Annotated in this window: 27 protein-coding genes; 18 read left to right on the forward strand and 9 right to left on the reverse strand. The window is 63.1% G+C overall.

The window, feature by feature from the left end:
* The first annotated feature begins 29 nt into the window (after positions 1-29).
* The 5 genes from htpG (at position 30) to PTE30175_RS13295 (ending at position 6,131) form a co-directional block, all read left to right on the forward strand.
* Complete coding sequence (htpG, locus tag PTE30175_RS13275; protein WP_150697535.1) at positions 30-1,916, forward strand: molecular chaperone HtpG; 1,887 nt, start codon at positions 30-32, stop codon at positions 1,914-1,916.
* A 140-nt stretch (positions 1,917-2,056) separates the two neighbouring features.
* On the forward strand, positions 2,057-2,662 hold the full coding sequence (locus PTE30175_RS13280; protein WP_150697536.1) for a chorismate--pyruvate lyase family protein: 606 nt from the start codon (positions 2,057-2,059) through the stop codon (positions 2,660-2,662).
* Positions 2,663-2,675: 13 nt separating this feature from the next.
* Positions 2,676-3,173 carry a DNA-deoxyinosine glycosylase gene (locus tag PTE30175_RS13285; RefSeq protein ID WP_150697537.1) on the forward strand — a complete coding sequence of 166 codons (498 nt, stop codon included), beginning with the start codon at positions 2,676-2,678 and terminating at the stop codon, positions 3,171-3,173.
* 181 nt (positions 3,174-3,354) lie between these two features.
* Positions 3,355-5,166: a methyl-accepting chemotaxis protein gene (locus PTE30175_RS13290; RefSeq protein ID WP_150697538.1), complete on the forward strand. Its 1,812-nt coding sequence runs from the start codon at positions 3,355-3,357 to the stop codon at positions 5,164-5,166.
* A 137-nt stretch (positions 5,167-5,303) separates the two neighbouring features.
* Entirely contained in the window at positions 5,304-6,131 is an 828-nt protein-coding gene (locus PTE30175_RS13295) for a class I SAM-dependent methyltransferase (RefSeq protein WP_150697539.1), read from the forward strand.
* 67 nt (positions 6,132-6,198) lie between these two features.
* On the opposite strand, the gene PTE30175_RS13300 is transcribed toward PTE30175_RS13295, so the two are convergent.
* The 4 genes from PTE30175_RS13300 to PTE30175_RS13315 all read right to left on the reverse strand — a co-directional run bounded on the left by PTE30175_RS13300 (position 6,199) and on the right by PTE30175_RS13315 (position 9,960).
* The gene (locus PTE30175_RS13300; protein WP_150697540.1) at positions 6,199-6,531 is read right to left on the reverse strand and encodes a DUF2322 family protein; all 333 of its coding nucleotides are present in this window, start codon (positions 6,529-6,531) and stop codon (positions 6,199-6,201) included.
* A 48-nt stretch (positions 6,532-6,579) separates the two neighbouring features.
* Positions 6,580-7,782, reverse strand: coding sequence for a benzoate/H(+) symporter BenE family transporter (locus PTE30175_RS13305; protein ID WP_150697541.1), 1,203 nt, complete (start codon positions 7,780-7,782; stop codon positions 6,580-6,582).
* Between the two features lie 35 nt (positions 7,783-7,817).
* Positions 7,818-8,993 carry a vWA domain-containing protein gene (locus tag PTE30175_RS13310; RefSeq protein WP_150697542.1) on the reverse strand — a complete coding sequence of 392 codons (1,176 nt, stop codon included), beginning with the start codon at positions 8,991-8,993 and terminating at the stop codon, positions 7,818-7,820.
* Positions 8,994-9,063: 70 nt separating this feature from the next.
* Positions 9,064-9,960: an AAA family ATPase gene (locus PTE30175_RS13315; RefSeq protein WP_224788754.1), complete on the reverse strand. Its 897-nt coding sequence runs from the start codon at positions 9,958-9,960 to the stop codon at positions 9,064-9,066.
* Between the two features lie 216 nt (positions 9,961-10,176).
* On the opposite strand from PTE30175_RS13315, the gene PTE30175_RS13320 reads away from it, so the two are divergent.
* Both PTE30175_RS13320 and PTE30175_RS13325 read left to right on the forward strand, forming a co-directional pair.
* The gene (locus tag PTE30175_RS13320) at positions 10,177-10,524 is read left to right on the forward strand and encodes a c-type cytochrome (RefSeq protein ID WP_150697543.1); all 348 of its coding nucleotides are present in this window, start codon (positions 10,177-10,179) and stop codon (positions 10,522-10,524) included.
* Between the two features lie 24 nt (positions 10,525-10,548).
* Positions 10,549-10,944: a c-type cytochrome gene (locus PTE30175_RS13325; RefSeq protein WP_150697544.1), complete on the forward strand. Its 396-nt coding sequence runs from the start codon at positions 10,549-10,551 to the stop codon at positions 10,942-10,944.
* A 61-nt stretch (positions 10,945-11,005) separates the two neighbouring features.
* Here the strand turns inward: PTE30175_RS13325 and PTE30175_RS13330 are convergent, their stop codons facing one another.
* Positions 11,006-11,437, reverse strand: coding sequence for a DUF1841 family protein (locus PTE30175_RS13330; RefSeq protein ID WP_150697545.1), 432 nt, complete (start codon positions 11,435-11,437; stop codon positions 11,006-11,008).
* 139 nt (positions 11,438-11,576) lie between these two features.
* Here PTE30175_RS13330 and PTE30175_RS13335 point away from each other — a divergent pair, with 139 nt between their 5' ends.
* The gene (locus tag PTE30175_RS13335) at positions 11,577-12,518 is read left to right on the forward strand and encodes a DMT family transporter (protein WP_150697546.1); all 942 of its coding nucleotides are present in this window, start codon (positions 11,577-11,579) and stop codon (positions 12,516-12,518) included.
* A gap of 33 nt (positions 12,519-12,551) precedes the next feature.
* Here PTE30175_RS13335 and nth read toward each other — a convergent pair whose 3' ends face one another.
* Positions 12,552-13,196: an endonuclease III gene (gene nth, locus PTE30175_RS13340; protein WP_150697547.1), complete on the reverse strand. Its 645-nt coding sequence runs from the start codon at positions 13,194-13,196 to the stop codon at positions 12,552-12,554.
* A gap of 51 nt (positions 13,197-13,247) precedes the next feature.
* Positions 13,248-14,120 carry an electron transport complex subunit RsxB gene (rsxB, locus tag PTE30175_RS13345; protein ID WP_150697548.1) on the reverse strand — a complete coding sequence of 291 codons (873 nt, stop codon included), beginning with the start codon at positions 14,118-14,120 and terminating at the stop codon, positions 13,248-13,250.
* Positions 14,121-14,244: 124 nt separating this feature from the next.
* On the opposite strand from rsxB, the gene PTE30175_RS13350 reads away from it, so the two are divergent.
* On the forward strand, positions 14,245-14,889 hold the full coding sequence (locus tag PTE30175_RS13350) for a TetR/AcrR family transcriptional regulator (protein WP_150697549.1): 645 nt from the start codon (positions 14,245-14,247) through the stop codon (positions 14,887-14,889).
* 59 nt (positions 14,890-14,948) lie between these two features.
* On the opposite strand, the gene PTE30175_RS13355 is transcribed toward PTE30175_RS13350, so the two are convergent.
* Together PTE30175_RS13355 and PTE30175_RS13360 are read right to left on the reverse strand one after the other, a co-directional pair.
* Positions 14,949-16,190, reverse strand: a complete 1,242-nt coding sequence (locus tag PTE30175_RS13355; protein WP_150697550.1) for a polyhydroxyalkanoate depolymerase — start codon at positions 16,188-16,190, stop codon at positions 14,949-14,951.
* A gap of 291 nt (positions 16,191-16,481) precedes the next feature.
* Positions 16,482-17,681: an amino acid aminotransferase gene (locus tag PTE30175_RS13360; RefSeq protein WP_150697551.1), complete on the reverse strand. Its 1,200-nt coding sequence runs from the start codon at positions 17,679-17,681 to the stop codon at positions 16,482-16,484.
* A 256-nt stretch (positions 17,682-17,937) separates the two neighbouring features.
* On the opposite strand from PTE30175_RS13360, the gene uvrB reads away from it, so the two are divergent.
* The 9 genes from uvrB (at position 17,938) to hscA (ending at position 26,053) form a co-directional block, all read left to right on the forward strand.
* A complete protein-coding gene (uvrB, locus tag PTE30175_RS13365; protein ID WP_150697552.1) occupies positions 17,938-20,028 on the forward strand; it encodes an excinuclease ABC subunit UvrB in 2,091 nt (696 codons plus the stop codon).
* Positions 20,025-20,501 (forward strand): low molecular weight protein-tyrosine-phosphatase, encoded by a 477-nt coding sequence (locus PTE30175_RS13370; RefSeq protein WP_150697553.1) that lies wholly within the window; start codon positions 20,025-20,027, stop codon positions 20,499-20,501. The genes uvrB and PTE30175_RS13370 overlap by 4 nt, the downstream gene beginning before the upstream one ends.
* A 164-nt stretch (positions 20,502-20,665) precedes the next feature.
* Positions 20,666-21,190, forward strand: coding sequence for a Fe-S cluster assembly transcriptional regulator IscR (gene iscR, locus PTE30175_RS13375; protein WP_150697554.1), 525 nt, complete (start codon positions 20,666-20,668; stop codon positions 21,188-21,190).
* 35 nt (positions 21,191-21,225) lie between these two features.
* Positions 21,226-22,449, forward strand: coding sequence for an IscS subfamily cysteine desulfurase (locus PTE30175_RS13380; RefSeq protein ID WP_150697555.1), 1,224 nt, complete (start codon positions 21,226-21,228; stop codon positions 22,447-22,449).
* A gap of 16 nt (positions 22,450-22,465) precedes the next feature.
* Complete coding sequence (iscU, locus tag PTE30175_RS13385; protein WP_150697556.1) at positions 22,466-22,864, forward strand: Fe-S cluster assembly scaffold IscU; 399 nt, start codon at positions 22,466-22,468, stop codon at positions 22,862-22,864.
* Positions 22,865-22,894: 30 nt separating this feature from the next.
* A complete protein-coding gene (gene iscA, locus PTE30175_RS13390; protein WP_150697557.1) occupies positions 22,895-23,218 on the forward strand; it encodes an iron-sulfur cluster assembly protein IscA in 324 nt (107 codons plus the stop codon).
* On the forward strand, positions 23,184-23,450 hold the full coding sequence (locus tag PTE30175_RS13395) for a DUF3565 domain-containing protein (protein WP_150697558.1): 267 nt from the start codon (positions 23,184-23,186) through the stop codon (positions 23,448-23,450). The genes iscA and PTE30175_RS13395 overlap by 35 nt, the downstream gene beginning before the upstream one ends.
* A 120-nt stretch (positions 23,451-23,570) precedes the next feature.
* Complete coding sequence (gene hscB / locus PTE30175_RS13400) at positions 23,571-24,101, forward strand: Fe-S protein assembly co-chaperone HscB (RefSeq protein ID WP_150697559.1); 531 nt, start codon at positions 23,571-23,573, stop codon at positions 24,099-24,101.
* A 74-nt stretch (positions 24,102-24,175) separates the two neighbouring features.
* A complete protein-coding gene (gene hscA / locus PTE30175_RS13405; RefSeq protein WP_150697560.1) occupies positions 24,176-26,053 on the forward strand; it encodes a Fe-S protein assembly chaperone HscA in 1,878 nt (625 codons plus the stop codon).
* Positions 26,054-26,068 lie beyond the last annotated feature (15 nt).

Raw genomic sequence — 26,068 nt, forward strand, 5'->3', positions numbered from 1 at the left:
TTAACGCAACCGATTGAGGATTCCCGACCGTGGCGCAAGAAACCATGAGCTTCCAGGCGGAAGTGAAGCAACTTCTGCAACTGATGATTCATTCGCTGTACAGCAACAAGGAAATTTTCCTGCGCGAGTTGATCTCCAACGCGTCGGACGCTGCGGACAAGCTGCGTTTCGAGGCGATCAACAACGGCGCGCTGTACGAGAGCGACCCCGACCTGAAGATCCGGGTCGCCTTCGATCCGGCCGCCCGCACGGTCACGATCGAGGACAACGGCGTCGGCATGAGCCGTGAGGAAGCCATTGCCCATCTGGGCACCATCGCCAAGTCGGGCACGAAGGAATTTTTCTCGCGCCTGTCGGGCGACCAGCAGAAAGACGCCGCGCTCATCGGGCAGTTCGGTGTCGGTTTCTACTCCGGCTTTATCGTCGCCGATCAGATCACTGTCGAATCCCGCCGCGCCGGTTTGCCGGCGGGCGAAGGCGTGCGCTGGATCTCGCGCGGCGAGGGCGATTTCTCCGTGGAAACCATCGAGCGCGTCCGGCGCGGCACGTCGATCGTCCTGCATTTGCGCGAAGGCGAAGACGAACTCCTGTCGAGCTGGCGCCTGCAGGCCATCATCCGCAAATACTCGGACCATATCTCGCTGCCGATCGTGATGCGCGGCGAGACGTGGGATCAGGAAAAGCAGGCCATGGTGCCGGCCGAAGCGGAGGAGACCGTAAACCAGGCAAGCGCGCTCTGGACCCGCAGCAAGAGCGATATCACCGACGAGCAGTACACCACCTTCTATCAGCATATCGCTCATGATGGCCAGGCGCCGCTGGCGTGGACACATAATCGTGTCGAGGGCCGTAGCGAATACACGCAGTTGCTGTACGTGCCGGCACACGCGCCGTACGATCTTTGGGACCGCTCGCAACAGGGCGGACTGAAGCTGTACGTCAAGCGGGTGTTCATCATGGACGACGCTGATCAGTTGTTGCCGAACTACTTGCGTTTCGTGCGTGGCGTCGTCGATTCGGCAGACCTGCCGCTCAACGTCTCGCGTGAAATCCTGCAGGAGAGCCGCGACGTCAAGGCCATCCGCGAAGGCTGTGCGAAGCGCGTGCTTGGCCTGCTCGACGATCTGGCCGAGAACCAGCAGGACAAGTACACCCAGTTCTGGGCCGCATTCGGTCAGGTGCTCAAGGAAGGCGTGGGTGAAGACGCGCAGAATCGCGAACGTATCGCCAAACTGTTGCGCTTTACCAGCACGCACACCGACACGCCGGAGCAGAACGTGTCGCTGGCCGAATACGTCAGCCGCATGAAGGAAGGTCAGGACAAGATCTACTACGTCAGCTCGGAAAGCTGGCTGGCGGCGAGCCATAGCCCGCATCTTGAAGTGTTCCGCAAGAAGGGTATCGAGGTATTGCTGCTGACGGATCGCGTCGACGAATGGATGCTGTCCTATCTGCATGACTTCGATGGCAAGCCGCTCGTCAGCGTCGCGCGAGGCGATCTCGACCTCGGCGCGCTGGAAGACGCGCAGGAAAAGGAAGCACAGCAAAAGACGGGCGACGCGTTGAAGCCGTTGCTCGACAAGATGGGCGAGGTGTTGGCGGACAAGGCCAAGGAAGTCCGCGTGACGTTCCGTCTGACCGATTCGCCGTCCTGCCTCGTGTCCGACGAGCAGGACATGAGCGGCACATTGCAGCGTCTGATGAAGGCGGCCGGGCAAAAGATGCCAGAGTTCCGTCCGATTCTCGAGATCAATCCGGAGCACGCGCTGGTCAAGCGTCTGTCGGCGGACGACGCAGCATTTGCAGACTGGACCCATCTGCTGTTCGATCAGGCCATGCTGGCCGAGGGCGGCAGTCTGGACGACCCGGCGGCCTTCGTCAAGCGCACCAACGCGCTGCTCCTGGCCAAGGGATGACCGTCAGTGGGGCGGTCGGCCGGGTTCACCGGCCGTCCGGCGTGCGCCGCGTGATTCGGCAGTTCGGCCGTCCGTCCGTCCCTGCGGCGAACCGTCGCGCGGCATGCCTCAGACGCGGCGTATCCGTATAATGCTTGCCCATGACTTCCCGATTCGATGTCGCCGGCCACCGCTGGCAACGTAACCCGGCGCCTGCCCTGAGCCGTCACCAAAAGGACTGGCTCACGCGCGGCGGTTCGCTTACCCGGCATCTGAAGACACTTGGCCATGTCACGCTCGACGTGCTGGCCGAGCGTGTCGTGCCGGCCGATCCCGATCAGCATGCCTGCCTCGGCGTGCCGCCGCGTACGCCCCTGTGGGCGCGCGACGTGCTGCAGTCCATTGACGGCGTGCCGATGGTCGTTGCGCACAGCGTGACCCCTTTGCGCTTCAGCCGCTCGACCTGGCAGGCCATGCGGCGTCTCAAGACCCGGCCGCTGGCCGATCTGCTCTACTTCGATCGCGCGGTCTCGCGTTCCATACTCGTGAGCCGGGCGCTCGCGCCGGCGCATCTGCTGCACCGCGCTGCGCGGCAGCAGGGGCACGACCCGCATCTGCGTGCGCGCTTATGGGCGCGCCGCTCGGTATTCCTGCGGCATGGCGCGCCACTGCTCGTGACCGAAGCATTTCTGCCGCGTTTCTGGCGGCGGCTTGCGCAGGCCGATGGGGAAGCCACGCAAGCCCTGTCAACCCCGCAAACCGCGTAGACGGCGCAGTCGTGTGACGTTCAAACGCTGCTTTCCGCCTGTCGCCGACGCGCACACCCGCGTGCTGGTGCTCGGCAGCCTGCCGGGAGAAGCGTCGCTTGCGCAGCAGCAGTACTACGCGCATCCGCAGAACCGTTTCTGGCATTTGATCGGCGACGTGATCGGCGTCGGCGATCTGCCCACGCAGCCTTACGATATCCGGCTGCAGACACTGCTGGCGCACGGCGTCGGCCTTTGGGATGTCGTGGCGCAAGCGCGCCGCGATGGCAGTCTCGATAGCCGTATCCGCGAGCATGCGGGCAACGATCTCGTCGCGTTGATCGAGTCGCTGCCCAATCTGGCCGCCGTCGCGTTCAACGGCGCTACGGCGGCACGCATCGGCATGAAAGCGCTTGGGCGTCATGCGGATTGCCATCCAGTCATTCACCTCCCGTCAAGCAGTCCGGCGTACACCCTGCCTTATGCGGAGAAACTGCGCGCGTGGCAGGCATTGGGCGTCTGGGTGGCCTAGGGCCACCATGACGCATTCCGGGCGCCAACGATAAGCGCTCGCCTCGGCGGCCGGGCCGATATGTCTGCGGCGGGTCAAGTTCGCGCCAAAACTGCCGATAACAAGCAGGCAGTGTTTCCTGTATGTGATGGCCTTCACTCCAACGGCGAGTGAACCACGCGACTGACCTAGCGAGTAGAACATGTTGTCTTCCATCCGCGTCCGCATTCTCGTCTACAGCACCGCCATCGTTGTGGCCTGCCTGGCCATCATGGGTGCTGTCACCTACTTCATCGTCAAGTCCGACAACGAAAACACGCTCAGACAGAACCTGAAATCCATCACCAACGGCCACGCGCTGGCCATCGACGAGTGGATCGCGTCCAAAGCCGGCATGGTGTCGGCAGCCACGAACGGCGTTCAGGTCGGCGATCCGCAGTTTGTGATCAAACAATTGCAAAAGACCGGGAATTTTCAGGTGACTACCCTTGGCCTGCCGGACAAGACCGCCTATACCTCCAGCGAGGCCGGACTGCCGCCAGGTTTCGATCCCACTGCGCGCCCGTGGTACAAGGAGGTCGTGCAGGCCGGCAAGCCCTTGGTGACCAAACCGTATGCCGACATCGTGACCGGCAAGCCGATGGTGTCGTTCGCCGCGCCCGTGATGAAGAACGGCAGAATGGAGGGCGTGGTGTCCGCGGCGGTTTTTCTTGACGGCGTTCGGGACGTCGTTGCGTCCGTGCACCCCACCCCGGCGAGTCTCGCATTCGTTGTCAATCGTGACGGCCTGATGCTTGCGCATTCCGACGAGAAGTTGCTTCGCAAGCCGGCGACCGAGTGGTCTCCGGACCTGAAACCGGAAACCATCAACGCGCTGGCGGCCGGCGCGGAGCCCAAAACGTTCGAACTGGACGGTGCAGCGAAACTGCTGCAGGTGCAGCCCATTCGAGGCACGGACTGGAATCTTGTCGTCGCACTGGATATCGCCGACGCCACGGCCGGCATGCGCAGCGTCGTGCGAACGTCGGCGATCGCGGTCGTGCTGGTGGCCCTGGTCGCTGCGCTCGCCATCGGCATGCTGACGGCAACCGCATTCCGCCGGCTCTCGACCGTTCGCGATGCCCTGGACGACATCAGTTCCGGCAGTGGCGATCTCAGCCGGCGTCTCCCCGATGCCGGGGACGACGAGGTCGCGCAGATCGCAAAGTCCTTCAATACCTTCGTCGAAAAAATGGCGCTGACCTTGCGAGAGATCCGCACCTCCAGTGAGATGGTCAAGGTCGCGGCCGCCGAAATCGCCGCAGGGAATCTCGATCTGTCGAGTCGGACGGAACAAATGGCGTCCAGCCTGCAGGAGACGGCTGCGTCGATGGAGCAACTGGCCGGCGCGGTGCGGTCGTCGGCAGATGCGGCAAACGAGGCCGCCAAGCTGTCGTCCGAGGCGTCGCGCGTTGCCATCGAGGGCGGCGGGGCGGTTGCCAACGTCGTCTCGACCATGAATGGCATTGCCAACGCCTCCGAGAAGATTGCCGACATCATTGGCGTGATCGACGGTATCGCTTTCCAGACCAACATTCTTGCGTTGAACGCCGCGGTCGAAGCGGCGCGTGCGGGTGAGCAAGGGCGCGGCTTTGCCGTTGTCGCCAGCGAGGTACGAAGCCTGGCCCAGCGCAGTGCGACGGCGGCAAAGGAGATCAAGAACCTGATCGATGTTTCCGGCGAACAGGTGGGTGCGGGTGCCGGTCTGGTGCAAAGTGCCGGCGAGACAATGACCCAGGTGGTCGCGAACGTGGAGCGAGTCAACGGCGTCATCGCCGAAATCTCCAGCGCGACCGCTGAGCAGAGTTCGGGGGTTGAGCAAATCAATCAGGCGGTCGCGCAGATCGACCAGGTGACCCAACAGAATGCCGCGCTGGTCGAACAGTCCGCGGCGGCGGCCAACTCACTGCGCGACCATGCGTACAAACTGGCTGACGTCGTCGGGCAATTCAAGCTGGAGGCGGCGACTGCCTGAATCTGCGCTTGACTTGCGCGGCGCAATGCTTCACCTTTACGTCTTCAGACCTGCGTGGTATGTCACCCCGCAGGTTTTTTGTTTTTTGCGGAAGCGCTTTTCGCTCGCCGCTGATTTCGATTACTACTGCAGGCCGTATGACCACTCTGATCAAACGCAAATCCATCGAAGCTGACGCGTTCGCGCGTGAGAGCCGTCCCCGCTACACGCCGCGTTATGCGCCGGTGACCTTCTCCGAGCTCGGTGGCGTGCGCTATCTGCACTTCGGCACCGAGTGGGTGCAAGGCGCCATGCGTCTGTCGAAGCCGGACCGCATCGAGCTGGAATATGCCCAGCAGATGATGGCGTGGCTGCTGTTCATGCGCGCCCCGAAGCAAGTGGTCCAGCTGGGTTTGGGCACGGGATCCCTGACGAAGTTTTGCCACCAGCAATTCAAGCGCACGCAAACCACGGCGGTCGAATTGAACCCGGCGGTTGTCGTGGCGGCGCGCAGCATGTTCCAGTTGCCGGACGACGATCGCCGCCTGACGGTCATTGAAGGCGACGCATGGGATTTCGTCACGGACGCGTCGCGTCATGGCACGGCCGACGTGGTGCAGATCGATCTGTACGATGCCACCGCGCGCGGTCCGGTGCTCGACAGCCCGGCGTTCTACAAGGCGTGCCGTTCGCTCCTGACGGCGCCGGGCATGCTGACGATGAACCTCTTTGGCGATCATGCCAGCTTTCCGAAGAACATCCGCCGCCTGAAGCAGGCGTTTGACGACCGCGTGCTTTTCTTCCCGGAAGTGCACGACGGCAACATCATCGTCCTGGCGTTCAACGGTCCGCAGCTGTCGGTCGAATGGAAGGATGTCGAGGCCCGCGCAAAAATCGTTGAAGCGGCTACCGGCCTGCCGGCCAAGCGTTGGGTCAAGCAGTTGCGTTCGGCCAATGGCGACGGCGGGACGACCCTGACGATCTGACCTGCGCCGTCATCCAACAAAAAAGCCAGCCCTCGTGAGGCTGGCTTTTTTACGCGTGGCGCTTGTGTCAGGCGCGCGGCACAACACGAATTTCGAGCGGCGTGCTGCCGGCGACGATATCGAGCAAGCGGTCGATATTCGGGTGCGCGCCACGGTTGGCGCGCGCGTCCGCGGTGTGCTCCCCGAACACCGCGAGCGCATGCTCTGCGGCATTCACATCGAGCGTGCCGAATTGCTGTTGCACGTAGGTGTACACGGCCAGCGAGCCTTGCTTGCCTGGCTTGTTCTCGATGGAGGCCACGACCGCGCCCGCAGCGTCGACCAGATCGATGCGCTCGATCGCCTCAATGGACGGCAATTGTGCGAGATTTTCCTTGAAGGATGTGCTGACTTGAATCACGTTGAGACTCCGGATATCCGTTAAATGCGTGGCCGCGATTTTACCGCTTCAGGCACGCTTCCAGTTCAGAATCGCCAGCGTCACGACCCCGGCGATCAAGCCCCAGAACGCCGAGCCGATCGACAGCAAGGTCAGTCCCGATGCCGTCACCATGAACGTGATCAGCGCCGCTTCGCGTTGCCGCGTGTCGTGCATGGCGTTGGCGAGCCCGGTCATGATGGAGCCGAACAGCGCCAGCGCGGCGATGGACACGACCAGCGCCTTCGGAAACGCTGCGAACAAGGCCGCGATGGTCGCGCCAAACGTGCCGGCGACCAGGTAGAACACGCCGCACCATACCGCCGCCGTATATCGCTTGGCCGGATCCTCGTGTGCTTCCCGTCCCGTGCAGATGGCCGCCGTGATGGCCGCGAGATGGATACCGTGCGAGCCGAACGGCGCGAGCAGCACCGACGTGATGCCCGTCGTCGAAATCAGCGGCGAGGCAGGTACGTGATAACCGTCGGCGCGCAGCACCGCGAGCCCCGGCACATTCTGCGAGGCCATCGCCACGACGAATAATGGAATGGCAATGCTGATCGTGGCCGCCAGCGAGAACGATGGCGTGGTCCAGACCGGCTTGGCCAGCGCGATATCGAAGTGACTGAAGTCGAGCAGCCCGAGCGCGCCGGCCGTGATCGTGCCGACGATCAGCGACGCCAGAATCGCGTAACGCGACGCCACGCGCTTGACGATCAGGTAGGTGAAGAACATCGCCAGCACGAGCGCCGTCTGGTGCTGTGCGGCGACGAAGATTTCCAGGCCGATACGGAACAGGATGCCTGCGAGCAGCGCGGCCGCCAGCGCGGGCGGCACGCGCCGCATGATCGTCTCGAAGCCGCCGGTCAGCCCGCACACGGCGATCAGCAGATTGCACACAATGAACGCGCCGATGGCCTCGCCATAGGGCACACCCGCGAGCGATGTGATCAGCAGCGCCGCGCCCGGCGTCGACCATGCGATGACGACGGGCGTGCGGTATCGCAGCGACAGGCCAATGGTCGTGACGCCCATGCCGATTGACAGCGCCCAGATCCACGACGAAATCTGCCCCGGGCTGAGGTGCGCGGCCTGGCCTGCCTGGAACATCAGGATCAGGGAACTGGTGTAGCCGGTCATCATCGCGACGAAACCGGCGACGATAGCCGACGGCGATGTGTCGGCCAGCGGCCGCAAGGGCGGCAGGGGCTGCGTGGGACTCGGAGCAGTCATCGGGGCGGGCGCGTGTGTCTTGAAAAAGGCGGGTCTTACTTGCTCAGCACGCGCATCGCGGCTTCGAGGCCGGCGAGCGTGATCGGATACATGCGGTTGGCCAGCAACTGACGAATCACGCCGACCGACTGGCGATACTGCCACAGGCCTTCGGGTTCGGGATTGAGCCAGGCGTGATGCGGGAACCGATCGGCGAAACGGCGCAGCCACACCGCGCCGGCTTCCCGGTTGTTGTACTCGACGGACCCGCCGGGTTGCAGCACCTCATACGGGCTCATCGTCGCGTCGCCGACGAAAATCAGCTTGTAGTCCGGCGGATACTTGCGCAGTACGTCCCACGTCTCGAATCGTTCGGCATGACGCCGACGGTTCTGACGCCAGAGGTAATCGTAGACGCAATTGTGGAAGTAAAAGAACTCAAGATGCTTGAATTCGGATTTCGCCGCCGAGAACAGCTCCTCGGTGCGCGCGATGTGGTCGTCCATCGACCCCCCGACATCGAGCAGCATCAGCACTTTCACATTATTGTGCCGCTCAGGCACCAACTTGAGATCGAGCCACCCGGCGTTGGCGGCCGTGCTGCGGATCGTGCCGTCGAGATCGAGCTCCTCTGCGGCCCCTTCGCGCGCGAACTTGCGCAGGCGGCGCAGCGCCACCTTGATGTTGCGCGTGCCGAGTTCGACCGTGTCGTCGTAATCGCGATAGGCGCGCTTTTCCCACACCTTGACCGCGGTGCGATTGCCATTGCTCTGGCCGCCGATGCGGATGCCCTCGGGGTTGAACCCGCCGTTGCCGAACGGCGACGTGCCGCCGGTGCCGATCCATTTGCTGCCGCCTTCATGACGGCCTTTCTGTTCGTCGAACAACTGCTGAAGGCGTTCCATCAGCTTGTCGATGCCGCCCATCGCCTCGATCTTCGCCTTGTCTTCCGGCGTCAGCTCGCGTTGCATCTTCTTCTTGAGCCACTCGAGCGGCACCTCGCCCATCACATCGACGGCGGCCTGCACACCCTTGAAATAGCTGCCGAACGCCTGGTCGAACTTGTCGAAATGCTTCTCGTCCTTGACCAGCGTCATGCGTGCCAGATAGTAGAACTCGTCGAGCGACGGCGCGATGACCTGCTGCTGCAACGCTTCGAGCAGGCTCAGATATTCCTTGACCGAGACCGGCAGCCTGGCCGCGCGCAAGGTGTAGAAAAAGTCGGTCAGCATGGCTTCGGCATCCGTCTTGCGTTAGACGTTCTCGATCGCGGGGAGGGCGTGGCGGGAAACATCGCGGTGCTCAACGGTTGGCGCGGTTCATGAACACGAGGCGCTCGAACAGGTGCACATCCTGCTCGTTCTTGAGCAGCGCGCCATGCAGTGGCGGGATCGCGAGCTTGTTGTCGGTGCTGCGCAGTGCCTCCGGACCGATTTCCTCGGCCATCAACAACTTGAGCCAGTCGAGCAGTTCCGATGTCGACGGCTTCTTCTTCAGGCCCGGGATATCGCGCACTTCAAAGAATGTCGACAGCGCGGCGCTCACCAGTTCGCGGCGGATATTCGGAAAATGCACGTCGATGATCGACTGCATCGTCGCCGGGTCCGGGAACTTGATGTAGTGGAAGAAGCAGCGGCGCAGAAAGGCGTCGGGCAATTCTTTCTCGTTGTTCGACGTGATGATGACGAGCGGACGATGGCGCGCGCGCACCATTTCGCGCGTTTCGTACACATGGAATTCCATGCGGTCGAGTTCGCGCAGCAAGTCGTTCGGGAACTCGATGTCGGCCTTGTCGATTTCGTCGATCAGCAGTACGGTCCGTTCTTCGGCGGCGAACGCTTGCCACAGCACGCCCTTGACGATGTAGTTGCCGATCTCGCGTACACGCTCGTCGCCCAACTGCGAATCGCGCAGGCGCGACACCGCGTCGTATTCGTACAGCCCTTGCTGGGCCTTGGTCGTCGACTTGATATGCCATTGCAACAGCGGCATGCCGAGCGCGGCGGCGACTTCTTCCGCGAGCATGGTTTTGCCGGTGCCGGGCTCGCCCTTGATCAGGAGCGGCCGCTGCAGCGTGGCGGCCGCGTTGACGGCGAGCTTGAGGTCGTCGGTGGCGACGTACTGGGAAGAGCCTTCGAAGCGCATGATGAGCCGGAGTCCGCGGAAATCGAAACTGTTAAAAAGTTCAGTATAAGACATTGCGCATACCGCGCGCCGCAACTGCACGCAAGCGCTTGTCGCGGCTGACTTGCCGGCGTTTCGCACAACGGCGTCTGCGGGTCGGCCCCAAATGGACCGTGAGGGTTCGGCTGGGTTACAATCAATGGCTTTTTTCCGGGCGGCCGCCTTTGGAGTCAACGTGGCCGATCGTGTGTGGCGGGCCGAAATACCAAACTAATCGTTCCCAAGAAGACCATGAAAAAGTTCCTCACGATGATGGCGCTGGCAGTGGGCAGCACGGCGCTCCATGCGGCCGAACTGAAGGCTAACCCCGAGGCGGCGAAGGACAAGGTGGCCATGTGTATCGGCTGCCACGGCATCGCCGACTACCGGACCGCGTTTCCCGAGGTGTATCACGTGCCCAAGCTCGGTGGGCAGAATGCGAAGTACATCGAAAATGCCCTGAAGGAATATGCCAAGGGCGATCGGAAGTTCCAGACGATGCATGGCATCGCCGCCACGCTGACCGAACAGGAAATCGTCGACATTGCCGCGTATTACGCGCAGCAAACGGCGACCACCCCGGTCAATCCCCAGAAATAACGGCGCGTGGCCGAGGAGCTCACCATGAAGAAATCGATGGCATTCGCAGCCGCTGCGGCGGCATTGGCAATGGGCAGCGCATTGTCCGCACACGCGGCGGATGTCGCGGCAGGCAAGGCGCTGGTCGACAAGGGCATGTGCGTTGCGTGCCACGGCGCCAATCTCAATGCGCCTGTCAGCCCGGAATATCCGAAGCTGGCGGGTCAATACGCCGATTACGTCTACAACGCGCTGCGCGCGTATCAGAACGAGGCCAGCCTCATCTATGGCCGCAGCAACGCGATCATGAAAACGCAGGTCTTGTCGAATCCGGCAGTCACGGGCAAGGACGGCAAGCCGCGTCCGTTCACCACGCAAGAGCTGAAGGACATCGCTGCGTACATCGAATCGCTGCCCGGCGATCTCATCACCCGCAAGTAAGCGGACCCGCCCCGGCACGGGGCAGGGCGGCGGCGTGCCGGGCCGGGAAGCCTGCGGGAGATTACCGCGAAGCTTCCTGTTCGATGCGGGCCAGATAGGCGTCCGAATCGGGCGGCAGACCGCTGCGCTGTGCTTCCCACAGCGTTTGCCCCAGGCATTCCATGATGCGGTGCTGCGCTTCGTGCGGCGAGTCGAGCCGTTGCGTCAGCCGTTCACAGGCGGCGCGGATGCCGGGTGGCTGGTCGATGGACACCTGCTCGCTGATCGCGAGGTGCATCGACAGATGGAGAAACGGATTCGTCTGTCCCGCTTCCGGTGAATAGTCGCGCGCCGTCGCGTCTTCACTGTCGCCAAGCGCGCCATGATATTCGGGGTGTTCGGTAATCCAGTCAGCCGCGATCGTTTCGAGCGGTGTGAGAATGCTGCCACTTTTTTGCTTTTGCCAAGTGGCGCAGAAGAATTGCCGCACTTCGTCGCGGCTCGGGTTGAACATGACAGCTCCGTGGGGTTGGATTGCCGTTGCCGCTACAATGGCGGGTCCGGCACTGCCCGGGGCGTCGTGCGGCGGCCAATTGACGGCCGGCGGCGCCTCACGCGGGCCAAAATCGCATTGTCCCTCAAAACGCGAAACTATGCCGCAAAGCCAGCGCATTCCGCCATCGCCTCCCGTGACCTCCCAGGGGCATGCCGCCTCGCTGTGGCAGGGTGTCGCGCTGATTGTCGTGTCTGCGTCGTGCTTCGGCGCGATGGCGATTTTCGCGCGGGCGGCGAGCTACGCCGGGGCCGACATCTTCGCGATGCTGCTGTTCCGGTTTTTTGTGGCTTTCGTGCTGCTTGCCGGCTGGCTGCGCTGGCAACGTGTGGCGCTGCCGCCGCCTCGCCGGCTGGTCGCGGTCGCGCTGATGGGCGGCCTCGGGTATGTCGGGCAATCGCTGTGTTATTTCGGCGCGTTGCAGTATGCACAAGCCAGTCTCGTGGCGTTGCTGCTGTACCTGTACCCGTTTTTCGTCACTTTGCTCGCTGCGGTATTCCTGCGCGAAAAGTTGACGCCCGTGAAAATCGGCGCGCTGGTGCTGTGTTCCGCCGGCAGTGCGCTGACTGTGGGCGGGGGCGCCGGCCAGCCGCTCGGCATGGCGCTCGCCATTTGCGCGGCGCTCATCTACTCCTGCTACATCGTGATCGGCGCGCGCGTGACGCGCGACATGGATGCCCGCGTGACGGCTACGGTCGTGTGCGGCGCGGCGACCCTGTCGTTCGGCGCCATGGCATTGTGGCGCACGGCGGCCGGCGCGCCATTGCAATGGCCGGCAGCGGGGGCGGGCTGGGCGGCATTGGCGGCGATTGCCGTGTTCTCGACCGTCGTTGCCATCCTGACGTTCTTTGCCGGCCTGCAACGGCTCGGCGCGGGACGCGCGTCGATGCTCTCGACGCTCGAGCCGGTCGTCACGGTGCTGTTGGCGGCGTGGCTGCTCGGCGAGACGCTCAGTGTGGCCCAGCTTTGTGGCGGGGCATTGATCCTGGCCGGTGTCGCATGGTTGTCGACGCGCGACCGGTCGCCGCCGGTGCCAGCCTGAAGCGAACCCCTGCCGAAGCCCGGCGCTCGCGCGTTACCGCTTGGGCGCCGCCGTCTTCGGTTGGAATTCGCACAGCGCCTCGATGGCGCAATGCCAGCACTCCGGCGTGCGTGCCTTGCACACGTAGCGGCCGTGCAGGATCAGCCAGTGATGGGCGTCGTGCTTGAATTCCGCTGGCGTCACACGTTCGAGGGCCAGTTCGACGGCAAGGGGATCCTTGCCCGGCGCCAGTCCCGTGCGATTCGCGACGCGGAAAATATGCGTGTCCACGGCGATCGTGTCTTCACCGAAGGCGGTGTTGAGCACGACGTTGGCTGTCTTGCGGCCGACGCCCGGCAGCGCTTCGAGCGCTTCGCGCGAACGCGGCACCTCGCCGGCGTGCCGGGACAGGAGCAGCTGGCACGTGACCATCACGTTTTTGGCTTTCGTGCGGTACAGACCGATCGTCTTGATGTAATCCGACACCCCGGCTTCGCCCAGCGCCAGCATTTTTGCAGGGGTATTGGCGACGGCATACAGCTTGCGCGTGGCCTTGTTGACCGACACGTCGGTCGCCTGGGCGGAGAGCAGCACGGCGATCAGCAACTCGAACGGCGACGTGTACTCCAGCTCCGTCGTGGGGTTCGGATTGTGCTGCTGCAGCGTTTCAAAGAGGGCGCGTCGTTTGGCTGCGTTCATCGGCGGAAATGACTTCGGGGCAACGCGGATGGCCATCGTGGCCGCCGCGGATCAGGGTTTTGCGGGCGGCTTGCCCTCGGGCGCGGCCATGCCGAGCCGGCGGCGGCGCGCCTCGGCCTCATCGATCTGCGCCTGGACCTCGGCGCTGACATTCTCGGTATTCTTCGGCGCGAGCCCTTGCTCGGCGAGGGCCGTCTTTTTCTGGCGGGCACGTTCGAGGGCGGCCTGGATGATGGCCTGCTTGCGTGCGGCGGCGGCCGCGGCTTCGTCCTGAGGTACGCCGCCGGGCATTGCAGGGACGCTTGATGCTTTGCCGGGGGCTGATATTTCGGACGTATCCGATGCAGCGGCTGCAGGCGGCGCGCCCGCCGCCGAGCGCGCGGCACGCGCCGCGAGCCTTGCCTCGCGCTCGGCCTTTTCAAGGGCGAGGCGGCGTTGGCGTCCCTCGTAGTTCGCGCGCGCGGCGTCGGCTTCGGCTTGCGACCAGGCATCCCAGCCGGTGCGCTCGCCGGTCACCGGGATCATCTCGATGCAATCGACCGGGCAGGGTGGCACACAAAGGTCGCAGCCCGTGCAGAGATCGGCAATCACGGTGTGCATCTGCTTCGGCGCGCCGGCAATCGCGTCGACCGGGCAGGCCTGCAGGCAGAGGGTACAGCCGATGCAAAGCGATTCGTCGATGACGGCGCGCGGCCGCGGACGTTCGGCGCCGTTCTCGGGGTTGAGCGGAATCACCGGCTTGCCGAGCAACCTGGCAAGCCGGGCAACGCCTTCGGCCCCGCCCGGCGGACACTGGTTGTAGGCGGCGGCGCCGGATGCGATGGCCTCGGCGTACGGGCGGCAACCGGCATAGCCGCACTTCGTGCACTGGGTTTGCGGCAACAGGGAATCGATGCGCTCGGCGAGCGCGCTGACTTCGGACACGTCGTATGCGGGGATTCGGCTAAACCCGAATTATCCTTGATTTTGTCGAAACATGAATCCGTTTTGACGAAACGCAGAAATCGTTATGCCATAATTCCGCCCGTTGAGAACGACCGGGCTGCTCATGACGATGCCAGACACCTCCCAGAAGATCAAGCGGGATCCCGAACGCACGCGCCAGCGTATTCTTGCTGCGGCGACGGAGGAATTCGCCGAACGCGGCCTCTCCGGCGCGCGGGTTGACAGTATCGCCCGCCGGGCGGACATCAACGAGCGCATGCTCTATTACTACTACGGCAACAAGGATCAGCTTTACACGGCCGTTCTGGAGGACGTTTACCTGGCCTTCAACCGCGCGGAGCACGCACTGAATCTGGATGCTTTGGCGCCGCTCGCTGCAGTCTCGGCGCTGGCGCATTTCATCTGGGACTATTACGCCGCGCATCCGGAACTGATTCGCCTCATCAACAACGAGAATCTGCACGAGGCGCGGCACATGCACGAATCGCCGCAGATTCGCGCATTGGTGTCGCCGATCGTCGACATGCTGGCGAGCATCCTGAAACGGGGCGAGGCGAGCGGGGAAATTCGCAGCGATGTCGATCCCGTGCACCTGTATGTCACGATTTCGGCGCTGGGATATTACCTAATGTCGAACCGCCACACGCTGGCAACGGTGATGGGGCGCGATCTGATGGCGCCTGATGCCCGATCGGCGTACACAGCATTCAACACGCAGGTGCTGCTCGACTACTTGCGAGTGAAATGACGGCATGACACGCCACGCCCTCGAAGGCGCGGCGTGTCAATGATCGTCGATGGGGTGCGTCAGTCGTACTTCTTGATGAAGTCGCGAATCTGCGGATAGATGACGTTGCGCCAACGGCTGCCGGAGAAGATGCCGTAATGGCCGCACTGGGGTGCCGTGAAATGCTGACGGCGCTTGGCCGGAATGCCCGCGCACAGTTCGTGTGCGGCTTCGGTCTGGCCGCTGCCGGAGATATCGTCGAGTTCGCCTTCGATCGTAAACAGCGCCGTCGACTTGATGTCCTCCGGTTTCACCCGCTGGCCATTCACATCCCACGTCCCGCGCGCCAGGCTGAAGTCCTGGAACACCGTCTTGATCGTATCCAGATAATACTCGGCGGCCATGTCGAGCACGGCGTTGTATTCATCGTAGAAACGGCGGTGGGCTTCGGCGTCGTCATTATCGCCGCGCAGCAGGTCGAGATAGAAGTCCCAGTGCGAATTCAGGTGGCGGTCCGGATTCATGGCGACGAAGCCGGCATGCTGCAGAAAGCCCGGATACACGAGACGGCCGGCGCCCGGATAGTTCGGCGGCACGGCGTAGATCACGTGATTCTCGAACCATTCGTACGATTTGTTCGTGGCGAGCGAATTGACCGACGTCGGGCTCTTGCGCGCGTCGATCGGGCCGCCCATCATCGTCATGGACTTCGGCGTCACTTCGCCATTGCTCGCCATCAACGAAATCGCGGCGAGCACCGGCACGGTCGGCTGGCACACCGAGATCACGTGCAGATTTTCGGCACCGATATAACGGATGAAGTCCTGGATGTACGCAACGTAATCGTCCAGATGGAACGCGCCCTCTTCGGTCGGCACCATGCGGGCGTCATTCCAGTCGGTGATGTAGACCTTGTGATCCTTGAGCAGCGTACGCACGGTGTCGCGCAGCAGCGTGGCATGGTGGCCCGACAGGGGCGCGCACACCAGCACCACCGGGTCGTCTTTCAGGTGGCCGACCGCACTTGCGTCATCCGCGTAGCGCTTGAACCGCAGCAGGCGGCAAAACGGCTTTTCCATCGCCACCATTTCGACGACCGGGATCTTGTGCCCCTCGACTTCGACTGCCCGAATGTCGAATTCCGGCTTTTCATAGGCCTTGCCAAGCCGGTACAGCAGCTCATAACTGGCGGCAATGCGCGGCGCGCCCGGAACGAGTGCAAGCGGGCTCGCGGGGTTGACGAAAGTGGCGGCCGCGGCCTTGGCCCACGTGGTCAGCGGGTTGAGCCACGCGCGATTGTATTCATGAATCTGATACAACATATTATTGCCTTTGCCTCAAGGGCACGGGGGATCCGCTAAATTATGCAGTCATTTGTGCGTGTGTGCAATGCAGCATACGCCGATGACATGACGTGTTGTATATGGTGCAATAGTTTAGGCAGATCAAGGTCATTGATTATAACTATCGATCTTGCGGTGCAGCATGATGGATTTGGCGCAAGCGGCGCCGCGAGGGCGCAGACAAAGAAAAAAGCCCGCCATGGGCGGGCTTTTCAAGCACTTCACGGCCGGTAATGGCGGCAAAAGCGCTGTGAGGCGTGTGATTTTCGCTTACCGGATCACTTGTGCAATCGCCGACACGACATGGTCGATGTTCTTGTCGTTGAGCGCGGCGACGCAGATGCGGCCGGTCGAGACCGCGTAGATGCCGAAATCGTCGCGCAGCCGTTCGACCTGGTCGGCGGTCAGGCCCGAATACGAGAACATGCCGCGTTGCTTGATGACGAAAGAGAAATCGCGCTCGACGCCGTGAGCGCGCAGCTTCTCGACGAGCGCGAAGCGCATGGCGCGAATGCGTTCACGCATTTCGGCCAGTTCCTCTTCCCACAGGGCGCGCAGTTCGGCGTTGGCCAACACGGCCGCGACCACGGCGCCGCCATGCGTCGGCGGGTTCGAGTAGTTGGTGCGGATGACGCGCTTGAGCTGCGACAGCACGCGGTCGCTTTCGTCCTTGCTCGACGTGACGATCGACAGCGCGCCAACGCGTTCGCCATACAGCGAGAACGACTTCGAGAACGAGCTCGAGACGAAGAAGTTGAGGCCCGAATTGGCGAACAGGCGCACCACGGCGGCGTCAGCGTCGATGCCATCGCCAAATCCCTGGTAAGCGATGTCGAGGAACGGCACGAGCTGGCGGGCCTTCACGACTTCGACGACCTGCGCCCACTGGTCGATGGTCAGATCGACGCCGGTGGGGTTATGGCAGCATGCGTGGAGGACGACGACCGTGCCGGCCGGTTCCTTATTCAGCATGTCCAGCATGCCGGGGAGGTTCACCCCATGCGTATGCGCGTCGTAATACGGATACGACACGACGTTGAAGCCGGCCGACGTGAACAGGGCGCGGTGGTTTTCCCAGCTCGGGTCGCTGATGGCGACTTGCGAATTCGGGTTCAGTTGCTTGAGGAAGTCGGCGCCGATCTTCAATGCGCCGGTGCCGCCCAGGGCCTGGGCTGTGACGATGCGGCCTTCGGCCAGCAGCGCCGAATCCTTGCCGAACAGCATTTCCTGAACTGCCTTGTCGTAGGCGGCGATCCCGTCGATAGGCAGGTAGCCGCGCGGCAATCCGGCAGCCACGCGTTGTTTTTCAGCTTCCTGCACGGCGCGCAGCAGCGGCAGTTTGCCGTTCGCGTCGAAGTACACACCCACGCCCAGGTTCACTTTACTGGGACGGGTATCGGCATTGAAGGCTTCGTTCAGGCCAAGGATCGGATCGCGCGGGGCGAGTTCAACGGCGGAAAAGAGGGTCATTTCGACGGCTCGAAGGCAGGGAGTTTGAAAAAAGCGCGGGTCGGCGGCAACTTACGCATCATCGGCCCAACGGGGTATTTTAGCGAAGATGTGCCCGCTTGGGCGAAATCGTGGCAAAACCTTCGATAAGCCCCCGCTGGCCCCGGGATATCAGGCTGCCCCCAGCCGCAAATCCGGGCCCGGCGCCTGCCCGGACCGATCGCGCTAGAATAATGAATTCGATTTCCTGCCCGCCGGCCCAGCCGGATCGCCCAACATGACCCATCCGCACGTGGTAGACGAAGAGATCGACGAGAGCAAGTTCCTGACGTTTCCCGATTCCCCGTACCAGCTCTATTGTCCGTTTCCGCCCGCAGGCGATCAGCCGGAAGCCATTCGGCAACTGACCGAGGGCATCGAGGACGGGCTTGCGTTCCAGACGCTGCTGGGTGTGACCGGCTCGGGCAAGACCTTCACGATGGCCAACGTGATCGCGCGCATGGGGCGTCCGGCGATCGTCTTCGCGCCTAACAAGACGCTGGCGGCTCAGCTTTATTCGGAATTCCGGGAGTTCTTTCCCCGCAATGCCGTCGAGTATTTCGTCTCGTACTACGACTACTACCAGCCGGAAGCGTATGTGCCGCAGCGCGATCTCTTCATCGAGAAGGATTCATCGATCAACGAGCACATCGAGCAGATGCGCCTGTCGGCGACGAAAAGCCTGCTCGAACGGCGCGACGTGGTGATCGTGGCGACGGTCTCGGCCATCTATGGTATCGGCAATCCGACCGAATACCACCAGATGATCCTGACGCTGCGCCATGGTGACAAGATCGGCCAGCGCGACATCATCGCGCGTCTGATCGCAATGCAATACACCCGTAACGAAACCGACTTTGCGCGTGGCACGTTTCGTGTGCGCGGCGACACGATCGACATTTTCCCGGCGGAGCACGCCGAGCTGGCGGTGCGCGTTGAGCTTTTCGACGACGAAGTCGACACATTGCAGATGTTCGATCCGCTCACGGGGCGCATCCGCCAGAAGATTCCTCGCTTCACCGTCTATCCGTCGTCGCACTACGTGACGCCGCGCGACACCGTGCTGCGCGCGATCGAGAACATCAAGGACGAACTGCGAGAACGGCTCGATTTCTTCTACAAGGAGAGCAAGCTGGTGGAGGCGCAGCGCCTGGAGCAACGCACGCGATTCGATCTGGAGATGTTGCAGGAACTGGGCTTCTGCAAGGGCATCGAGAACTATTCGCGCCATTTGAGCGGCGCCGCGCCAGGCGAGCCGCCGCCGACGCTGGTCGATTATCTGCCCGGCGACGCGCTAATGTTTCTCGATGAATCGCACGTGCTGATCGGCCAGTTCAACGGCATGTACAACGGTGACCGCGCACGCAAGGAAAATCTCGTGAACTACGGTTTCCGCCTGCCGTCGGCGCTGGATAACCGTCCGCTGAAGTTTGCCGAGTACGAGCGCAAGATGCGTCAGGCCATCTTCGTCTCCGCGACGCCGGCTGATTATGAGAGCAAACGGACCGGGCAAGTCGTGGAGCAGGTCGTGCGGCCGACGGGGCTCGTCGACCCGATCATTCACGTGCGTCCGGCGCGCACGCAGGTCGACGACGTCCTCTCGGAAATCAACCTGCGCACGAAGGAAGGCGAGCGCGTGCTGGTCACGACGCTGACCAAACGCATGGCCGAGCAGTTGACCGAATACCTGTCGGACAACGGCGTGAAGGTGCGCTACCTGCACAGCGACATTGACACTGTCGAGCGCGTGGAGATCATCCGGGACCTGCGCCTGGGCACATTCGACGTCCTGGTCGGCATCAACTTGCTGCGTGAGGGGCTCGATATCCCGGAAGTGTCGCTGGTCGCCATACTCGACGCGGACAAGGAGGGCTTTCTGCGTGCCGAACGTTCGCTGATCCAGACGATCGGGCGGGCCGCGCGCAACGTCAACGGGACCGCAATCCTTTACGCGGACAAGATGACGGATTCGATGAAGCGCGCGATTTCGGAGACGGAACGCCGCCGCGCCAAGCAGGAAGCGCACAACGTTGCGCACGGCATTGTGCCGACGGGCGTGAAGAAGCGCATCAAGGACATCATCGACGGCGTCTACGACGCGGACGTTGCGCGTGCCGAACAGGCCGATGCGGTGGAACAGGCGCGCTACCAGGATATGTCGGAGAAGCAATTGGCGCGCGAAATCAAGAAACTCGAAAAGCAGATGCTCGATCACGCCAGGAATCTCGAGTTCGAGAAGGCGGCGCAGACGCGCGACCAGCTGCTGCATGTCAAGGCGCTGGTGTTCGGCACCGACGGCGCCAGCGAATTGGTGCCGACGTCGTCATGAAGCCGACTTCCGTTCTCTTCGTTTGCATGGGCAATATTTGCCGATCGCCTACGGCGGACGGCGTCTTTCGCCAGCGGGTGGCAGACGCGGGGCTGTGCGGCATCGTCACGGTCGACTCCGCGGGAACGCACGGCTATCATCTCGGTCATCCGCCGGACCCGCGCTCCCAGGCGGCGGCGCTGCGCCGGGGCTATGACCTCAGCACGTTGCGCGCACGTGCGGTCGAAGCGGGCGATTTCGATGCTTTCGACTGGATCGTGGCGATGGACGACGCCAATTTTGCGGAACTGCAGCGGCGTTGCCCGCCGGCCCGGCGCCACAAGATCGTACGTCTCATGGATTTTGCCACGCGTCACGACGCCACCGAGGTGCCTGATCCCTATTACGGGGAACGCGGCAGTTTCGAGACGGTCCTCGATTACGTCGAAGACGCCTGCGAAGGCTTGTTGCGCCGCTTGCGCGAATCCGGCTGACATCGCGCGGCATTTGCCGCCTGTTTTGGGGCGCCCGGGACGGATTTCTCCGGTCATCGCAGGGGGCCGTCGGAAATTGCCGCAAAAAATACGCCAGAAGAACTTGACTAAATTCGTGGGGAATTTATACTTGACGAAAATAGTCGAGATTAAAGCCCTGCATCATGAGACTTACCACGAAAGGCCGTTTCGCCGTCACGGCGATGATCGACCTGGCCATGCGCCAGGACGCGGGTCCCGTGACGCTTGCGGGCATTAGTCAACGCCAGCGCATTTCCCTGTCCTACCTGGAACAGTTGTTCGGCAAGCTGCGCCGCCACGAGATCGTGGAGAGCGTGCGTGGGCCGGGCGGCGGTTACAGTCTGGCTCGGCGTGCCGAGGAAGTGACGGTGGCCGACATCATTATAGCGGTCGACGAGCCGCTCGACGCTACCCAGTGCGGCAGCAAGGGCAATTGCGAGAAAGGGCAGGATGGCCACCGCAGCCACTGCATGACGCATGAACTCTGGGCCACGCTGAACCAGAAAATGGTCGAGTACCTCGATTCGGTGTCGCTGCGCGACCTCGTCGAGCAGCAACGCAGCAAGCAGTCCCAGTCGGCGGTGTTGCGCGATACGCGCGAAACGTCCGTCGCGCAGGGCATTACTGCGCGCATTCCGAATTCGGTCTTCGACATGGCCCGTTCATAACAGGCGCCACGGCACGATCCTGGAGCACCTTCCCCATGAAAAACGACACCTTGCACCTTCCCATCTACATGGATTACAGCGCCACCACGCCGGTCGACCCGCGCGTCGTGGACAAAATGCTGCCCTATCTGCGCGAACAGTTCGGTAACCCGGCTTCGCGCAGCCATTCGTTCGGATGGACGGCGGAGCAAGCCGTGGAAGAAGCGCGCGAGGAAGTGGCCAAGCTGGTGAAAGCGGATCCGCGTGAAATCGTCTGGACCTCGGGGGCCACGGAATCGAACAACCTGGCCATCAAGGGCGCGGCGCATTTCTATAAGGGCAAGGGCAAGCACCTCATTACGGTGAAGACCGAGCACAAGGCTGTGCTCGATACCACGCGTGAGCTCGAACGCGAAGGCTTCGAAGTCACGTACCTTGACGTCAAGGACGACGGCCTGCTCGACATTGAAGCGTTCAAGGCGGCGATCCGCCCCGACACGATCCTGGCGTCGGTGATGGCCGTCAACAACGAAATCGGCGTGATTCAGGATATTCCGGAACTGGGCCGCATCTGCCGTGAAAAGGGCGTGATTTTCCACGTTGACGCGGCGCAGGCGACCGGCAAGATGGAAATCGACCTGACCGACTGGGCCGTTGACCTGATGTCGTTTTCGGCGCACAAGACCTACGGCCCGAAGGGCATCGGCGCACTGTATGTCCGCCGCAAGCCGCGTATCCGTATTGAAGCGCAGATTCACGGCGGCGGTCACGAGCGCGGCATGCGTTCGGGCACGCTGGCCACGCACCAGATCGTGGGCATGGGCGAAGCGTTCCGCCTGGCACGTGAAGAAATGGCGGCGGAAAACGAGCGCGTGCGCATGTTGCGTGATCGCCTGCTGCGCGGCCTGACGACAATGGAAGAAGTCTACGTCAACGGCGACATGGAAAAGCGTGTGCCGCACAACCTGAACGTCAGCTTCAACTATGTCGAAGGCGAATCGCTGATCATGGCGATCAAGGATGTCGCCGTGTCGTCGGGTTCGGCCTGCACGTCGGCATCGCTGGAACCATCGTATGTCCTGCGCGCCCTGGGCCGCAACGACGAACTGGCGCACAGCTCGATCCGCTTTACGGTTGGCCGTTTTACGACCGAGCAGGAAGTCGACTACGTGATCGACCTGCTCCAGCACAAGATCGGCAAGCTGCGCGATCTGTCGCCGCTGTGGGAAATGTTCAAGGACGGGGTCGATCTGAATTCGATCCAGTGGGCCGCACACTGAATTCAAGGAGTTCGCTATGTCGTACAGCAAGGAAGTTCTGGATCATTACGAAAACCCGCGTAACGTCGGTTCGTTCGACAAGGGCGACGACGCGGTCGGTACTGGCATGGTCGGCGCGCCGGCTTGCGGCGACGTGATGAAGTTGCAGATCCGCGTGAACGAGGAAGGCGTGATTGAAGACGCCAAGTTCAAGACCTACGGCTGCGGCTCGGCGATTGCATCGTCGTCGCTCGTGACCGAATGGGTCAAGGGCAAGACCCTCGATCAGGCGCTCGACATCAAGAACACGCAGATCGCTCAGGAATTGGCATTGCCGCCTGTGAAGATTCACTGCTCGATTCTTGCCGAGGACGCCATCAAGGCGGCCGTGGCCGATTACAAGCAGAAGCACGGTGAAGCCGCGCAAGCCGCGTAAGCGGCGCGCAGCGTCGAAGGTGAAGCCAGCATGGCGATTACAATGACCGAAAAGGCCGCGCAGCACGTTTCGCGCTACATTGCGCGGCGCGGCAAGGGCGTGGGCCTGCGTCTGGGCGTGAAGACCACCGGCTGCTCGGGGCTTGCGTACAAGCTCGAGTATGCCGACGACTTCGCGCCCGAAGACGTCGTCTTCGAGAGCCACGGCGTGAAAGTCGTGGTCGACCCGAAGAGCCTGCCGTACATCGACGGCACGGAGCTCGACTTTGCGCGGGAAGGCCTGAACGAGGGGTTCCGATTCAACAATCCCAACGTCAAGGATGAGTGCGGCTGCGGCGAGTCGTTCCGCATCTGACGCGCCCTTGAGGGCTATCGTCGGGTTCCGTCGGGACGACGAAGGTCATTGGGTGGCGGTGCTGGCCTGCGGTCATGGCCAGCATGTCCGTCATCAGCCCCCTTGGCAGTCGCGCGCATGGACGCAGACGGCGGCCGGGCGCGACAGCATGCTCGGCACCACATTGCGATGCCGCAAGTGCGAGCGGGGCGAGCCGCCGGACGCGACGGACAGTCCGGCCGGAAACGATTGACGAAGGCGGCGCGAGCCGCTTTTTTTACGGGATGCACGGGTCAGCGCGGGGCGCCCGGTTGCGATGGCCTGCGGGTTATCGACCAGCCGGACATCACGCCGTGATCCGGGCGATCAGGTGATGAGTTCGCTGACAGACAACTATTTCTTGCTGTTTGAATTGCCGCAGCGCTTCGCGATCGATATGACCGCGCTCGAGGCGGCTTACCGCGCCGTGCAATCGCGCGTGCATCCGGACCGTTTCGCGCGGGCGAGCGATGCCGAGAAACGGGTGGCGATGCAATGGGCCGCGCAGGCGAATGCGGCGTTCCAGACGCTGCGCGATCCGCTCAAGCGCGCGACGTATCTGCTGACGCTGCATGGCATCGACGTCGGCGCGGAAAACAATACCGCGATGGCGCCCGATTTCCTGATGCAGCAAATGGAGTGGCGCGAGGCGATCGACGACGCCGTCTCGGCCAGGAATATCGGCGCGCTCGACGCGCTGGCGACGGATCTGCGTGCGGACCGCGCGACGCGCCTCGCGAAGCTGGGCGACTGGCTCGACAGCGCGGCGTGGCGGCCGGCGGCCGAAGCGGTGCGCCAACTGATGTTCATCTCGCGCGCGCAGCAGGACATCGCGCAGCGGATCGAGGACTTTGAAAATGCGTGACGGGGCCGGCTGAGGCCGACCCGTTGCCTCACTGATGAGACGGTTCGCGCTTGACGCGGCCGCGAAGTAGAGCGATGGCACTCCTGCAAATTTCCGAACCTGGCATGTCTCCCGCGCCGCATCAACGGCGGCTCGCAGTGGGGATCGATCTCGGCACCACGCATTCGCTGGTCGCGGCCGTCCGTAGCGGCGTGGCCGAAGTGCTGCCGGATGAACAAGGCCGCGTGCTGCTGCCGTCTGTCGTGCGTTATCTCGGCGGCGGCCGCACCCAGATCGGTCACGACGCGAAGACTTCGGCGGTCACCGATCCGCGCAACACGATCGTGTCGGTCAAGCGCCTCATGGGCCGCGGCCTGAGCGACGTCGCGCATGCGGACAACGCGCCGTACGACTTCGTCGACGCGCCGGGCATGGTGCAGGTCAATACCGCCAACGGCGTGAAGAGCCCGGTCGAAGTATCGGCCGAGATTCTCGCGACGCTGCGCCAGCGTGCGGAAGACTCGCTCGGCGACGATCTGCTCGGCGCGGTCATCACCGTGCCGGCGTATTTCGACGACGCGCAACGCCAAGCCACCAAGGACGCCGCCAAGCTGGCCGGCCTGAACGTGCTGCGGCTGCTCAATGAGCCGACGGCGGCGGCGATCGCGTACGGCCTGGACAATGCGGCCGAGGGCATCTACGCCGTCTACGATCTCGGCGGCGGCACGTTCGATATCTCGATCCTGCGCCTGACCAAGGGGGTCTTCGAGGTCCTGGCGACGGGCGGGGATTCTGCGCTTGGCGGCGATGACTTCGATCAAGCGGTGTACCGCTGGATGCTCGGCGCGGCGCATCTCGACGGCGACCTGCCGCCCGAAGATGTGCGCCTGCTGCTCGATCATGCGCGTAGCGCCAAGGAATCGTTGTCCAGCGCCGATTCGACGGCGATCCAGTTCAGGTTGAGCAGCGGGCAGTCGGTGTTGCTGACGCTCACGCGCGAAGCGTTCGCGGGGCTTGGCGCGGCGCTGGTGCAAAAGACGATCGGTCCCGCGCGCAAGGCCTTGCGCGATGCCGGGATCGGCCCGGAAGAAGTGAAGGGCGTGGTGCTGGTGGGCGGCGCGACACGGATGCCGCAAGTCCGCGCTGCGGTGCGCGAGTTCTTCGGCCAGCCCCCGCTGACCGACCTCGATCCGGATCAGGTCGTGGCGCTCGGCGCCGCGGTGCAGGCCAATTTGCTGGCCGGCAATCAGGCCGCCGGCGACGACTGGCTGCTGCTCGACGTCATTCCGCTGTCGCTAGGCGTGGAGACGATGGGCGGCCTGGTCGAGAAGATCATTCCGCGTAACGCCACGATTCCGGTTGCACGTGCGCAGGAGTTCACCACGTTCAAGGACGGCCAGACGGCCATGGCGATTCACGTGCTGCAAGGCGAGCGCGAACTGGCATCCGATTGCCGTTCGCTGGCGCGCTTCGAGTTGCGCGGCATTCCGCCGATGACGGCTGGCGCGGCGCGAATTCGTGTCACGTATCAGGTCGACGCGGATGGTTTGCTGTCGGTGTCGGCGCGGGAGATGCATTCGGGCGTGGAAGCGTCGATTGCGGTCAAGCCGTCGTACGGTCTGGCCGATGACGACATCGCCCGCATGCTGCAGGACAGTTTCGGATCGGCGGAAGTCGATATGCGCGCGCGTGCGTTGCGTGAACAGCAGGTCGATGCCGAGCGCCTGATTGTTGCGATCGACAGCGCGCTGGCCGCCGACGCTGACTTGCTCGACGCGAGCGAGCGCGCCGTGGTCGACAATTTGCTGGCCGATCTGCGGGCGAAAGCGGCGGGCGACGATCAGGGCGCCATCAAGGCCGCGACGGAAGCGCTGTCGGAGGCCACGGAAGCGTTTGCCGCGCGCCGCATGGACAAGAGCATCCGGGCGGCGCTGGCCGGCCGGACGATCGCCGACATCGACAAGTCACTCTAGGAACACACTCGGATT

This window comes from Pandoraea terrae (assembly GCF_902459695.1).
GTDB lineage: Bacteria > Pseudomonadota > Gammaproteobacteria > Burkholderiales > Burkholderiaceae > Pandoraea > Pandoraea terrae.

Coding starts and splice junctions, on each gene's coding strand:
- PTE30175_RS13280 (WP_150697536.1), top strand. CDS start 2,057: ATGACTTCCCGATTCGATGTCGCCGGCCACCGCTGGCAACGTAACCCG.
- PTE30175_RS13290 (WP_150697538.1), top strand. CDS start 3,355: ATGTTGTCTTCCATCCGCGTCCGCATTCTCGTCTACAGCACCGCCATC.
- PTE30175_RS13295 (WP_150697539.1), top strand. CDS start 5,304: ATGACCACTCTGATCAAACGCAAATCCATCGAAGCTGACGCGTTCGCG.
- PTE30175_RS13305 (WP_150697541.1), bottom strand. CDS start 7,782: ATGACTGCTCCGAGTCCCACGCAGCCCCTGCCGCCCTTGCGGCCGCTG.
- PTE30175_RS13310 (WP_150697542.1), bottom strand. CDS start 8,993: ATGCTGACCGACTTTTTCTACACCTTGCGCGCGGCCAGGCTGCCGGTC.
- PTE30175_RS13315 (WP_224788754.1), bottom strand. CDS start 9,960: ATGTCTTATACTGAACTTTTTAACAGTTTCGATTTCCGCGGACTCCGG.
- PTE30175_RS13320 (WP_150697543.1), top strand. CDS start 10,177: ATGAAAAAGTTCCTCACGATGATGGCGCTGGCAGTGGGCAGCACGGCG.
- PTE30175_RS13325 (WP_150697544.1), top strand. CDS start 10,549: ATGAAGAAATCGATGGCATTCGCAGCCGCTGCGGCGGCATTGGCAATG.
- PTE30175_RS13330 (WP_150697545.1), bottom strand. CDS start 11,437: ATGTTCAACCCGAGCCGCGACGAAGTGCGGCAATTCTTCTGCGCCACT.
- PTE30175_RS13335 (WP_150697546.1), top strand. CDS start 11,577: ATGCCGCAAAGCCAGCGCATTCCGCCATCGCCTCCCGTGACCTCCCAG.
- nth (WP_150697547.1), bottom strand. CDS start 13,196: ATGAACGCAGCCAAACGACGCGCCCTCTTTGAAACGCTGCAGCAGCAC.
- PTE30175_RS13350 (WP_150697549.1), top strand. CDS start 14,245: ATGACGATGCCAGACACCTCCCAGAAGATCAAGCGGGATCCCGAACGC.
- PTE30175_RS13355 (WP_150697550.1), bottom strand. CDS start 16,190: ATGTTGTATCAGATTCATGAATACAATCGCGCGTGGCTCAACCCGCTG.
- PTE30175_RS13360 (WP_150697551.1), bottom strand. CDS start 17,681: ATGACCCTCTTTTCCGCCGTTGAACTCGCCCCGCGCGATCCGATCCTT.
- uvrB (WP_150697552.1), top strand. CDS start 17,938: ATGACCCATCCGCACGTGGTAGACGAAGAGATCGACGAGAGCAAGTTC.
- PTE30175_RS13370 (WP_150697553.1), top strand. CDS start 20,025: ATGAAGCCGACTTCCGTTCTCTTCGTTTGCATGGGCAATATTTGCCGA.
- iscR (WP_150697554.1), top strand. CDS start 20,666: ATGAGACTTACCACGAAAGGCCGTTTCGCCGTCACGGCGATGATCGAC.
- PTE30175_RS13380 (WP_150697555.1), top strand. CDS start 21,226: ATGAAAAACGACACCTTGCACCTTCCCATCTACATGGATTACAGCGCC.
- iscU (WP_150697556.1), top strand. CDS start 22,466: ATGTCGTACAGCAAGGAAGTTCTGGATCATTACGAAAACCCGCGTAAC.
- iscA (WP_150697557.1), top strand. CDS start 22,895: ATGGCGATTACAATGACCGAAAAGGCCGCGCAGCACGTTTCGCGCTAC.
- PTE30175_RS13395 (WP_150697558.1), top strand. CDS start 23,184: ATGAGTGCGGCTGCGGCGAGTCGTTCCGCATCTGACGCGCCCTTGAGG.
- hscB (WP_150697559.1), top strand. CDS start 23,571: ATGAGTTCGCTGACAGACAACTATTTCTTGCTGTTTGAATTGCCGCAG.
- hscA (WP_150697560.1), top strand. CDS start 24,176: ATGGCACTCCTGCAAATTTCCGAACCTGGCATGTCTCCCGCGCCGCAT.